This is a genomic window from Pseudomonas sp. FP2300 (assembly GCF_030687595.1).
Lineage (GTDB): Bacteria > Pseudomonadota > Gammaproteobacteria > Pseudomonadales > Pseudomonadaceae > Aquipseudomonas > Aquipseudomonas bijieensis.
The window spans coordinates 2,870,473-2,883,043 of the sequence record NZ_CP117440.1 but is presented as its reverse complement, the minus strand read 5'-3'; the positions used below and the strand labels follow the sequence as shown (position 1 = coordinate 2,883,043).

The following is a 12,571-nucleotide window of genomic DNA, read 5'->3' as shown; positions in this document are numbered from 1 at the left end:
GAGCCCCACCATGAACGCACCTCGTGTTTCCCATCCGCGCGAGCCCGGACTCTTTGCCCGGGCCCCGGCCCTGGAGCGCTATCGGGTGGCGGCCGGCGGCCTGACGCTGGTGGCCTTGCAGCCCGGCGACAGCCTGCAAGTGATCGACCTTGAAGGTCAGCAATCCTGTGAACTGCTGGCCGTGGACACCCACGGTCACAGCGCGCTGGCGGCCTGGGCGTTGAGCGGTTCGGCGGCCTGCGAATTCATCGGCGCACGGCTCGCCGAACCGACCTTGCAAGCTCGACGTATCCACCAGGCGTTGCGCCGACGCGGCGTTGATCCGTACCAGTTGCCCAGTGCCGCTTCACTCTGGGACGAGGACAGCCCTGCCGACTTCAGCCGCCAGTTTGTCGCCAGCGATGAACTGTTGGTGATTGTCGCCGCGCCCGCCGGTCCCACGTCCGTCGATCGGCAATACCGGCCCAGCGAGCTGCGGTTGTGGGTGACTCGGGCCAATCCCTCGTCGCTGCTGCTCCCGGCATTACCCGAACCGTTGGGCGAGTTGCTCGACGAATTCACTCTTCACGCCGGCACCGCCCACAGCTACACGGTCGGCAAAGGGCAATACGTGCAGGTGCTCGACGTCGCCGGCCGCCAATGCTCGGACTTCGTCGCCCTCGATCGGCGGGCGTTGGATCGCGGCCAGGAACTGGACCTGGACCAGACCGTTACCCGCACCTTGAACGGCAGCGCCTACCCGGCACCGGGGCTGTTCTCGAAGTTTTTCGACCGGCAGATGCAACCGATGCTGGAGGTGGTGCATGACACCGTCGGCCGCCACGATTCCTTCGCCCTGGCCTGCGCCGCGCGCTACTACGAGAGCCATGGCTACTTCGGGCATGACAACTGCAGCGACAACCTGAGCCGGGCCTTGGCGCCCCATGGGGTCGAGGCTCGCAGCGGTTGGCCGGCGATCAATTTGTTCTTCAACACCGGGATCGACGCCCACCAGCAGATGACATTGGACGAACCGTGGTCGCGTCCCGGCGATTACGTGCTGCTGCGGGCCATGACCGATCTGCTGTGTGGCAGCACCTCATGCCCGGATGACATCGACCCGGCCAACGGCTGGAACCCGACCGATATCCATGTCCGCATCTACAGCGAAAAGGAGCGTTTTTCCATCGCCATGAGTACTCGAACCACGGCCGATGCCGACCCGATCCTCACCCGTGAGTCCGCGTTCCACTCACGCACCAGCGCCTTGACTGGCAGCTTTACCGACTACCGAAACTGGTGGCTGCCGCTGCGCTACGACGGCTATGGCGCCATCGAGGAATACCTCGGTTGCCGCGAACGCGTCGCGGTGATGGACCTGACCGCCCTGCGCAAATTCGAAATCCTCGGCCCCGACGCCGAAGCCTTGTTGCAGTACTGCCTGACTCGGGATGTGCGGCGCCTGGCGGTGGGTCAAGTGGTGTACTCGGCGATGTGCCACGAGCATGGCGGCATGCTCGACGATGGCACCCTGCTGCGCCTGGGCCCGGATAATTTCCGCTGGATCTGCGGTGAGGATTACGCCGGAGTCTGGCTGCGCGAACAGGCGCAAAGGCTCGGCATGAAGGTCTGGGTCAAATCCGCCAGCGAGCAGATTCACAACCTGGCCGTCCAGGGCCCGATGAGTCGTGAACTGCTAAAGCAGATGGTCTGGACCCCAGCGACCCAACCGAGCCTGGAAACCCTCGGCTGGTTCCGCTTCCTGGTGGGCCGCCTGGATGGTTACGACGGCTGCCCGCTGATGATCTCGCGCACCGGTTACACCGGCGAACTGGGCTACGAAGTCTGGTGCCAGCCCGAAGATGCCGAGCGGGTCTGGGACCGGATCTGGCAACTGGGCCAACCGCTGGGCCTGGTACCGCTGGGCCTGGAAGCACTGGACATGCTGCGCATCGAAGCCGGACTGATTTTCGCCGGCTACGAGTTCAGCGACCAGACCGATCCTTTCGAGGCAGGTATCGGTTTTTCTGTGCCTATGAACAGCAAAACCGACGACTTCATCGGCCGCGATGCGCTGTTGCGGCGCAGTGCCCATCCCGCCCAGAAGCTGGTGGGCCTGCAACTGAGTGGCAACGAAGCCGCCCACCACGGTGACCCGGTGTATCGCGGCCGGGCCCAGGTCGGGGTCATCACCAGTGCCTGCCGCTCGCCGCTGCTGGCCAGCAACATCGCGCTGTGCCGGGTCGACGTGGCCTGCGCCGACGTCGGCACGACGCTTGAGATCGGCAAAGTCGATGGCCTGCAGAAGCGCATCAGCGCCGAGGTCACCGCAGCGATTTTCTACGACCCGCAAAAGAGCCGGGTGCGCAGTTGATCGACCAGACGGACCTGGGCGCCACCCTAACTTTGACTGCCCCCACTACTCCGCTACTCAGACATGGGAATACGAAGATGGAAGCGACTACGTTCGAGACCGTACCGCAGGCCGCCAGCTCAGTTGGCAGCCTGCACCGCAAGATCGATTGGCGCGGGGCTTTCTGGGTTGCCAGTGGCGTGCCCGCGCTGGTGCTGTTTTCAATCGGCGCGATTGCCGCCACAGTGGGCAAACCGGCCTGGATCGTCTGGATCGTGTCGATCCTGTTCGGGTTTATCCAAGCCTTCACCTATGCCGAAATCGCCGGACTGTTCCCGCACAAATCCGGCGGCGCCTCGGTCTATGGCGCAGTCGCCTGGGTACGCTACAGCAAGCTGATCGCACCGGTTTCGGTGTGGTGCAACTGGCTGGCCTGGTCGCCGGTGCTGTCGATCGGTTCAGGGCTGGCAGCCGGCTACATACTCACCGCACTGTTTCCCGCCGACGCGTTGATCAATACCTGGCAATTGACCCTGCTCGATCTGGGTTGGATCAAGAGCGGCCTGTCGTTGCGGATCAACGCGACATTCGCCATCGGTCTGTTGATCCTGCTGACGGTGTTCGCCGTGCAGCATGGCGGCATTCTGCGCTCGGCGCGCCTGACCCTGGTGCTCGGCGTGACATCGCTGATCCCCTTGCTGCTGGTGGGCGTGGTGCCGTTGCTCACCGGCGATGCGGCCCAGGCCAATTTCCTGCCGTTGTACCCCCTGGCCCATGATGATGCCGGGCAAGTGATCGATGGGCCCTGGGATCTGTCCGGCTGGACACTGATGGCCGGCGGTCTGTTCATGGCCGCGTGGTCCACCTACGGCTTCGAAACGGCGGTGTGCTACACACGGGAATTCAAAGACCCCAAGCGCGACACGTTCAAGGCGATTTTCTATGCGGGCCTGCTGTGCATTCTGGTGTTCACCCTGGTACCCCTGGCGTTTCAAGGCAGCCTGGGACTCGGCCAACTGGTGACACCGGCCGTGCTGGACGCCAGCGGTGCAGTGGTTTCGCCGGCAGTCTACAGCGGCCTGCTGTCGCCCGCGATCTACAGCGGCATGGGCGTCGGCCAGGTGATGGCGGACAGTATCGGCGGCGGTAAACTGGTCGCCAACATCGTGCTGATCATGCTGGTCCTGGCCACCCTGCTGGCGATCATGACGTCGATGTCCGGCTCATCGCGCACCTTGTACCAGGCGTCGGTGGATGGCTGGCTGCCGAAGTACCTGGGCCGCACCAATGAACACGGCGCGCCCACCGCCGCGATGTGGACCGACCTGTGTTTCAACCTGCTGCTGTTGCTGATGTCCGACTATGTCTTCGTGCTCGCGGCGTCCAACGTCAGCTACATCATCTTCAACTTCCTCAATCTCAACGCAGGCTGGATCCATCGTCTGGATCGTCCCGACTGGATACGCCCGTACAAAGCCCCTACCGTGCTCCTGGCGGCCGGTGGTGTGCTGAGCTTCGTCAACCTGGCCTGCATGGGGCTGGGCGCCGATATCTGGGGCGCGGGAACCCTGATGACCGGCCTGCTGCTGGCGCTGTTGATCCTGCCAGTGTTCTGCTACCGCCACTATGTGCAGGACAACGGACACTTCCCCGAAGCCATGCTTAACGATCTCTACGTCCAGGCTGATACGGGTCAAAAACGCGCGGGCTGGTTGCCTTACCTCACGCTGGTCGCAGGTGTTCTTGTGGTGTACGGCAGCCATCAATTGGTAGTCTGAACACCCTTTGCTTGCAGATCCCTGATGAATCATCGAGGCGCAACGACGCCTCGGTGATTATTTCGCCCCTCTATCATCCAAGACAACGGTGACTCTTTTGATCGGCACCACCCCCGCACTTGCTCGCGATATCGACGGCAAGGCCATCTCCGCCCTGGTTCTCGACGAGGTTCGAGAAGAGGTTCTGGCCCTCGCGCACCGGCACATCTACCCCGCCCTGGCTGTATTGTTGGTGGGCGAAGATCCGGCCAGCGAGGTTTACGTGCGCAACAAATTGCTGCGGGCCAAGGAAGTCGGCATTCGCTCCCTGGAGTACCGTCTGCCAGCCAATGCCAGCCAGCACCAGGTACTGGAACTGATTGCCCACCTGAACGCCGATGTCACGGTGAACGGCATTCTGGTGCAGTTGCCGTTGCCGGGACATATCGACGAAGCGGCAGTCATCCAGGCCATCGACCCGGTCAAGGACGTGGACGGTTTTCATCGCGAGAACGTCGGCGGCCTGGTGCAAGGCATGGAAGTGCTGACACCCTGCACGCCCAGCGGCTGCATGCGTCTACTGCACGAAACCTGCGGCGATGTGAGCGGCTTGCACGCCGTGGTCGTCGGGCGCTCGAACATCGTCGGCAAGCCCATGGCGACCTTGTTGTTGCAGGCTCACTGTTCGGTCAGCGTGGTGCACTCACGCAGCGTCGATGCCCCGGCGTTGTGTCGACTGGCCGATATCGTCGTCGCGGCGGTAGGCCGTCCCGGGCTGATCGATGCCAGTTGGCTCAAGCCTGGCGCCGTGGTGATCGATGTCGGGATCAATCGCATTACGGACGAATCCGGCAGCCATCTGGTGGGTGATGTCGACTACGCCAGCGCGCGCACCGTCGCCAGCGCAATCACGCCAGTACCCGGTGGCGTCGGGCCGATGACCATTGCCTATCTGCTGAAGAACACCCTGATCGCCAGCCAGTTGCAGCATGCGGCCCAGGCCCGCGGGCAGACATCTGCCAGCCATCTGGTGGTGAGTTGAGCACAATGCGTACGACCCGTTCGAGGGTGTAATGCTGTTTACTTGATCGTTCCCGGAGATTCTGATCTTCCGTTCCTAGCGTGTTTTTTGGGTGGGATTGGTGTGTATATCCGTTACCGCAAAAACGGATATGCACGCCAAACCATATAAATATCGGGCCTTCTCAAATAAAGCCAAAAACAACCGTAACTATCAGTGGTTGTAAGCACGCTCGTTGTGTTCAGCCAGGTCCAGCCCCATCTCCTCCACCGACTCATCGGCGCGCAAACCGATCACCGCGTTGATCACCTTGAGAATGACCCAACTGATGACAAAACAGTAAACCGTCGTCAGCAGTACGCCTTTGATTTGCGCCACGACCTGAGCCCCCATGGTCACGCCTTCGACCAATCCCCCCACCGACGGCACACAGAACACCCCGGTCAACACCGCGCCGATCATCCCGCCAATGCCGTGCAAGCCGAACACGTCGAGGCTGTCGTCATAACCGAAGCGCCGCTTGAGCACGGTGACACTCAGGTAGCAGAACACTCCACACAACAAACCGATGGCCAACGCACCGCCGACGCCGACATACGCGCACGCCGGCGTGATGCCCACCAGACCCGCCAAGGCACCACTGGCCAAGCCCAAAGCACTCGGTTTGCCAACCTTGAACCACTCGGTGAACATCCAGCCGAGAATACCGGCGCACGCCCCCAATTGGGTGTTGAGCATGACGATGCCAGAAGTGCCGTTGAGGCCACCGCCGGAACCGATGTTGAAACCGAACCAGCCCACCCAGAGCATCGCCGCACCGGCCATGGTCAGGCTCAGGTTGTGGGCGGGCATCGGCGTGTTCTGGTAGCCCTTGCGCTTGCCGAGAATCAGGCACGCGGCCAAAGCGGCGACACCGGCATTGATGTGCACGGCGGTGCCACCGGCGAAATCGAGTACGCCCCAGTTGTGCATCAAAGCGCCCGCGCCTCCCCAGACCATATGCGCCACCGGGGCGTACACCAGGGTGAACCACAACGCCATGAACCACAGCGCCGCCGAAAACTTCATGCGTTCGGCGAATGCACCGGCAATCAGCGCCGGGGTGATGATCGCGAAGGTCATCTGGAAGGTCACGAATACACCTTCCGGAATATCCCCAACCAGGCTCTCCGGGGTCATGCCCGCCAGAAAGGCCCGGCTCAAACCACCGACGAAACTGTTGAACGTCACCTGCCCCTCGATCATGCCGGTGCTGTCGACCACCATGCTGTAGCCATAGATTACCCACAGCACGCCGACCAGGCCGGCGATGCCGAAGCATTGGGTGAACAGCGAAAGCATGTTCTTTGCCCGGACCAAGCCACCGTAAAACAATGCCAGTCCCGGTAGACACATGAACAGCACCAGCACCGCGGCAGTGACCATCCAGGCGGTGCTGCCGGTGTTCAAGGCGGGTGCATCGGCGGCCTGGGCCAAGGGCGCAAATGCACCGGCCGCCAATAAACCGAGAAGGGATTTGCCGAGAAGACGATTGACCATGTTCAAAGCTCCTGCAAAGAAAGGTGAGTGTCGGGCAGCGAGCAATAGAGAATGAGATACGGGCCTTTTCGGCCTCTCGAATATAAATGCCATGAACAGGACTTGTGGGAGCGGGCTTGCTCGCGAAAGCGGTGGGTCAGCTTGCAGCAGTTTTGACTGTGCCACCGTCATCGCGAGCAAGCTCGCTCCCACAGGTTTTTCCGGGGCGTTCACAAGCATCGCGCACGCCACAGATCCCTTGTGGGAGCGAGCCTGCTCGCGATAGCGGCGGGTCAGCTTGCAGCAGTTTTGACGGTGCCGCCGTCATCGCGAGCAGGCTCGCTCCCACAGGTTTTTCCGGGGCGTTCACAGGCATCGCGCACGCCACAGATCCCTTGTGGGAGCGAGCCTGCTCGCGATAGCGGCGGGTCAGCTTGCAGCAGTTTTGACGGTGCCGCCGTCATCGCGAGCAGGCTCGCTCCCACAGGTTTTTGTCAATAACCGGTACCAGAGCCTGGAACCCAGTTGGTCCCCGCCAACGGCACCCGGGCCATGGCCGCTGACTCCACCGTCAACGCCACCAGATCCTCGGGGTCGAGGTTGTGCAGGTGCGACTTGCCGCAAGCCCGGGCCATGGTCTGGGCTTCCAGCACCAGGACGCGCAGGTAGTTGGCCAAGCGGCGGCCCCCCTCCACCGGATCCAGTCGCTTGGACAGCTCCGGGTCCTGCGTGGTGATCCCGGCCGGGTCGCGACCGTTCTGCCAGTCATCATAAAAGCCGGCCGCCGAGCCGATCTTCTTCAGCTCTTCATCCAGGCGCGGGTGGTTGTCGCCCAGCGCGATCAGTGCTGCGGTGCCGATGGCCACCGCATCCGCGCCCAGTGCCATGGCCTTGGCCACATCGGCACCGTTGCGAATTCCGCCAGAAACGATCAGCTGGACCTTGCGATGCATGCCCATCTCCTGCAAAGCCTGTACCGCTTGCGGGATGGCCGACAAAATCGGAATCCCCACGTGCTCGATAAAGACCTCCTGGGTCGCCGCTGTCCCGCCTTGCATGCCATCGAGCACGATCACATCCGCTCCGGCCTTCACGGCCAGCTTGACGTCGTAGTACGGCCGGCTGGCACCGATTTTCACGTAGATCGGTTTTTCCCAATCAGTGATTTCGCGGATCTCGGCAATCTTGATCGCCAGGTCATCCGGGCCGGTCCAATCGGGGTGACGACAGGCACTGCGCTGATCGACACCAATCGGCAAGGTGCGCATGCCGGCGACGCGCTCGGTGACTTTCATCCCCAGCAACATACCGCCGCCACCGGGTTTGGCGCCTTGCCCCAGGACGATTTCGATCGCGTCAGCCTTGCGCAGATCGTCCGGGTTCATGCCGTAGCGCGACGGCAAGTACTGATAGACCAAATGCTGCGACTGGCCGCGCTCCTCCGGGGTCATGCCGCCGTCACCGGTGGTGGTGCTGGTGCCCGCGATGGTCGCGCCACGGCCCAGGGCTTCCTTGGCATTGGCCGACAACGCACCAAAACTCATGCCGGCGATGGTCACCGGAATCTTCAAGTGGATCGGCTTCTTGGCAAAGCGGTTGCCGAGGATCACATCGGTGCCGCATTTCTCCCGATAGCCTTCCAACGGGTAACGCGAAACACTGGCGCCAAGCAGCAGCAAGTCATCGAAGTGCGGCAGCTTGCGCTTGGTGCCGCCGCCGCGAATATCGTAGATGCCGGTCTCGGCGGCACGCTGGATTTCCTGGATGGTCAGACGATCGAAGGTGGCTGACTCGCGCAGTACGGGTGCCGCTTTTTGGCTGGTGAGGTCGCTCATATCTGTTCTCCTCGCGCGGATCAGTACGCGGACGCGTTATCGACTTTGAAGTTGTACAGCTGACGGGCCGAACCGTAGCGCTTGAAGTCAGCCGCCTTGTGCGCGAAACCGGCACGGTTCAACAGGTCCTGGAGTTCTTGGAGGTGCTCGGCACGCATCTCTTTCTCGATGCAATCGGAGCCCAGGGACTCCACATTGCCCTTCACGTAGATGTGGGTCTCGTACAAGGAATCACCCAGCGCATCGCCGGCATCACCGCAGACCACCAATCGCCCGGCCTGGCCCATGAAGCAGCTCATGTGGCCGATGCTGCCGCCTACGACAATGTCGATGCCCTTCATGGAAATTCCGCAACGCGCGCCGGCATCCCCTTCAATCACCAGCAGCCCGCCATGGGCCGTGGCACCGGCCGCCTGGGAGGCGCTGCCTTTGACGCGGACGTAGCCGGACATCATGTTCTCGGCGCAACCGACACCGACGTTGCCGTGGACGGTGATCGAGGCTTTCTGATTCATACCCGCGCAGTAGTAGCCGGCGTGACCCTGGATATCGATGGACAGCACTTCGTTCACCCCGACCGCGAGGTTGTGCTTGCCGTCCGAATGCGTCACCACCCATTCGCGGTCTTCAACGTTGCTGACCTGGTCGTGCAACGCCTGATTGAGTTCACGCACAGTGGCAGTGGAAAGATCGATGGTTTTCATGTGTGCGCCCCTTAAGCTGACTCGCGTTCCCAGATGTACATAGTGGCCGGTACCGGCTCCCAGACCTTGGCATGCTCGATACCCGGCAGGCTCGACAGGGCCTGATACTCGGAGGCCATGGCGACGTAATCGTCGGTCTCGGCGAGGATCGCCGGCTTGCAGGCAATCGGGTCGCGGATTACGGCAAAACCGTTGCGGGTGCCGATGGCGAAGGTGAAGAAACCGTCCAGATCCTCCAGCGAATGATCCAGCGCTTCTTTCAATGAGTCGCCCTGCTGCAGGCGCCAGGTCAGGTAGCCGGCGGCCACTTCGGTGTCGTTGTCGGTCTCGAAGTGAATGCCTTCGCGCTTGAGTTCCTGACGCAGGCGGAAGTGATTGGACAGCGAGCCGTTGTGCACCAGGCACAGGTCAGCGCCAGTAGAGAACGGGTGACTGCCTTCCATGGTCACCGCGCTTTCAGTGGCCATGCGGGTGTGGCCGATGATGTGGCTGCCCTTCATGCCGGCCAGGCCGAAGCGTTGGGAAATTTCCTGGGGCAAGCCCATTCCCTTGAGGATTTCGATGCTCTGGCCAGCGCTCATGATGCGCACGTTTGGCGCCAGTTCGGCGAGGGCCAGACGTACCGCCGTCTCTTCGGCATTGACCTTGAGCACGGCAGCGCTGGCGTTCTGGAACCAGTCCAGCGAGCAGCCAAGGCGCCCTTCCAGCTCACCCATCAGGGTTTTCCAGTCGAAACCGTCGGTGGTCGCCTGCAGGGTCAGCTTGATCCAGCCGTCGGCCACCTCATCGCCATAAATGGCGAAGCCGGCACTGTCCGGACCACGATCGGTCATGGCCTGCAACATTGGTTCGAAGAGCTTGCCGAGCTGGGACTCCAGCTGCGGATTTTTCAGGTAAAGACCTACGATCCCACACATATCAAGTCTCCTTCGGAGGCAGTGAACACTCGACGCCGTGCCGGGTGCCCGAATGGTTGTCAAAACACTGGGTTAGAAAAATTCGGTGTAGCGCTGGATCTCCCAGTCGGAGACATGGCGGCTGTATTCCACCCATTCCATGCGCTTGAGCTTGATGAACTCACCTACGATCTGCGGGCCCAGCACCTCAGCGAACAGCGGGTCGGCTTCCAGGGCGTCACAGGCTTCCTTGAGCGATTGCGGCAGGGTCTTGATGCCTCGCGCGGCGATCTGTTCCAGGCTCAGGCTGTAGAGGTTCTCATTGCAGACATGGTCGATTTCCAACTGGCGATCGATGCCATCCAGGCCGGCGGCGATGATCGCGGCGCTGACCAGGTAGGGATTGCAGCCGGCGTCCGGCAGGCGGAACTCCAGGCGGCCGTAAGGCACCCGTACCATGGCCGAACGGTTGTTGGCGCCGAAGGCGATAAAGGCCGGCGCCCAGGTCGCGCCGGACAACGAATTACCGACCACCAGCCGCTTGTAGGAGTTGACCGTCGGCGCGGCGAAGGCACACAGCGCCGGGCCATGGGCCAGCAGGCCGGCGGCAAAGTGATAAGCCATTTTCGACAGGCCCATGCCGCTGGGGTCGCTGGCATCATGGAACAGGTTCTTGTTCTCGGCGCTGCTGATCGACAGGTGAAAATGCATGCCATTGCCGGCGCGTTTCGGGTCGGGCTTGGGCATGAACGAGCAGATCATGCCCAGGTCATTGGCGATTTCGCCGGCAGCCATGCGAAAAAACGTGAAGCGATCCGCCGAGGTCATGGCGTCGCTGTAGGTGTAGTTGATCTCGAACTGGCCGTTGGCGTCTTCGTGGTCAATTTGATAGACCTCGAAATCCACTGCCTGCAAGGCTTCGGTCAGCCGCTCCAGGAAAACACGGGAGCGCGACAGGCCTTTGTAGTCATAACAAGGCTTGTCCAGGTTGTCGCTGGGGTCCACCAGTTGCAGTTTGCCCTGTGCGTCGCGGCGCATCAGGTTGAACTCGGGCTCCAGGCCGGTGTTGAGCGTCCAACCCTTTTCTGCCAGGCGCTGCACTTGTTGCTGCAACACATAACGGCTGTCATACGGATGGGGCTTACCGTCGACATGACCGATGCACACCACTCGCCCGTAACCCGGCTGCCAGGGCACCGGGGTCAGGGTGGACAAATCACCGCGGGCCATGAAGTCCGGCCCGTGGGGCTCCATGCCCATGCCGCTGATCGCGAATCCGGCAAAACCCGCCCCCTCTTCAGCCACGGCCTTGAGCCCACAGATAGGCACCGACTTGGTTTTGGCCGCCCCGTGAATATCCACAAATTGCGCAAGCACGTACTTGATTGCGTGCTTGTCGATGATGCGCTGGGTTTCTGCTGGCAACATTGCTCGTCACTCCTCGCGAAAGGCAAAACAGTGTGGATGGCCTTGACTGACTTTTTATTCCTAAAAAGAAAGTTAGTTTCCCAATAGGAATGCAAGGCCCTTGCCAGATTCGCGAGTGAAGCGCCGTCGCTCCCAGAAAAGCGCTTTTGTGCTGTATATATGGGAAAATTCTTTTCCCAGTGGGAATATCGCTCGACAGACGCGAGCCGAACGCCGCCATTTGCACTTTCTCAGTGCGAAACTAATATTACTGAACGGAAAGTGTGCAGGATTTGATGACTATGCCGACCGAAACCGCCCCGCGCCTCAAGCTTGAGCAATACCTGGGCTTGCAGATCAAGCGCCAGCGCCAGGCCCAGGATCTGAAATTGTCTGACGTGGCCAAGATTGCCGATATCAGCCAAGGCATGTTGAGCAAGATCGAAAACGCCCAGGTGTCCACCAGCCTCGACACCCTGAGCCGTCTGTGCGACGTGCTCGGCCTGCCTCTGTCCAAGTTGTTCAGCGAATACGACCAGCAAGATGGCAGTGCGCTTCTGGTCAAGGCTGACCAGGGCATGGAAGTGGTGCGCCGTGGCACCGAGAAAGGCCATACGTACCATCTGCTCAACCATACCCGCGGGCCGAAGAAAAGCTTCGAGGCCTATATGGTCAGCATGGATGACGCGAGTGAGGAGTTTCCGACCTTCTCTCACCCCGGCACCGAATTCCTTCACTTGCTCGAAGGCGAACTGATCTATCGTCACGGCAATCAGCTTTACCGCATGGAAGCCGGCGACAGCCTGACGTTCGAAGGCGAAATCCCCCACGGCCCCGAGCAACTGGTGCAGGTGCCTATCCGCCTTTTGTCGATCATGAACTACGGCAACGACAAAGAGTAACGCCTCCCTCCCGATGCATGAAGATCAACCTGTGGGAGCGGGCTTGCTCGCGAATGCGATGTGTCAGTTGTCATCTATATCAACTGACAGAGCGCATTCGCGAGCAGCCCGCTCCCACATTTTTGACCGCGTTCGACCGACGGAAACGAGTCGCCTTCCTTCGCAAAAAATTCCCCTCAGTTAAAAAACTTTCCCAAAC

At 61.3% G+C, this 12,571-nt stretch carries 9 protein-coding genes; 4 read left to right on the top strand and 5 right to left on the bottom strand.

The window, feature by feature from the left end; all coding sequences use genetic code 11:
* The first annotated feature begins 10 nt into the window (after nt 1–10).
* From PSH86_RS12930 to PSH86_RS12920, 3 genes are all read left to right on the top strand, one after another.
* On the top strand, nt 11–2,353 hold the full coding sequence (locus PSH86_RS12930; RefSeq protein ID WP_305490151.1) for a DUF1989 domain-containing protein: 2,343 nt from the start codon (nt 11–13) through the stop codon (nt 2,351–2,353).
* Between the two features lie 77 nt (nt 2,354–2,430).
* The gene (locus PSH86_RS12925) at nt 2,431–4,110 is read left to right on the top strand and encodes an APC family permease (protein WP_305490149.1); all 1,680 of its coding nucleotides are present in this window, start codon (nt 2,431–2,433) and stop codon (nt 4,108–4,110) included.
* Nucleotides 4,111–4,207: 97 nt separating this feature from the next.
* Nucleotides 4,208–5,131 (top strand): bifunctional 5,10-methylenetetrahydrofolate dehydrogenase/5,10-methenyltetrahydrofolate cyclohydrolase, encoded by a 924-nt coding sequence (locus tag PSH86_RS12920; RefSeq protein WP_178082497.1) that lies wholly within the window; start codon nt 4,208–4,210, stop codon nt 5,129–5,131.
* A 192-nt stretch (nt 5,132–5,323) separates the two neighbouring features.
* On the opposite strand, the gene PSH86_RS12915 is transcribed toward PSH86_RS12920, so the two are convergent.
* The 5 genes from PSH86_RS12915 to glnT all read right to left on the bottom strand — a co-directional run bounded on the left by PSH86_RS12915 (nt 5,324) and on the right by glnT (nt 11,491).
* Nucleotides 5,324–6,649: an ammonium transporter gene (locus PSH86_RS12915; RefSeq protein WP_116832114.1), complete on the bottom strand. Its 1,326-nt coding sequence runs from the start codon at nt 6,647–6,649 to the stop codon at nt 5,324–5,326.
* A 473-nt stretch (nt 6,650–7,122) separates the two neighbouring features.
* Nucleotides 7,123–8,463: an FMN-binding glutamate synthase family protein gene (locus tag PSH86_RS12910; RefSeq protein WP_109755151.1), complete on the bottom strand. Its 1,341-nt coding sequence runs from the start codon at nt 8,461–8,463 to the stop codon at nt 7,123–7,125.
* Between the two features lie 20 nt (nt 8,464–8,483).
* Entirely contained in the window at nt 8,484–9,167 is a 684-nt protein-coding gene (locus PSH86_RS12905; RefSeq protein WP_109755152.1) for a protein glxC, read from the bottom strand.
* A gap of 11 nt (nt 9,168–9,178) precedes the next feature.
* Nucleotides 9,179–10,084 carry a glutamine amidotransferase family protein gene (locus tag PSH86_RS12900; RefSeq protein ID WP_109755153.1) on the bottom strand — a complete coding sequence of 302 codons (906 nt, stop codon included), beginning with the start codon at nt 10,082–10,084 and terminating at the stop codon, nt 9,179–9,181.
* Between the two features lie 72 nt (nt 10,085–10,156).
* The gene (gene glnT / locus PSH86_RS12895; RefSeq protein ID WP_109755154.1) at nt 10,157–11,491 is read right to left on the bottom strand and encodes a type III glutamate--ammonia ligase; all 1,335 of its coding nucleotides are present in this window, start codon (nt 11,489–11,491) and stop codon (nt 10,157–10,159) included.
* A 281-nt stretch (nt 11,492–11,772) separates the two neighbouring features.
* On the opposite strand from glnT, the gene PSH86_RS12890 reads away from it, so the two are divergent.
* Nucleotides 11,773–12,372: a helix-turn-helix domain-containing protein gene (locus PSH86_RS12890; protein WP_162893819.1), complete on the top strand. Its 600-nt coding sequence runs from the start codon at nt 11,773–11,775 to the stop codon at nt 12,370–12,372.
* Nucleotides 12,373–12,571: the final 199 nt, after the last annotated feature.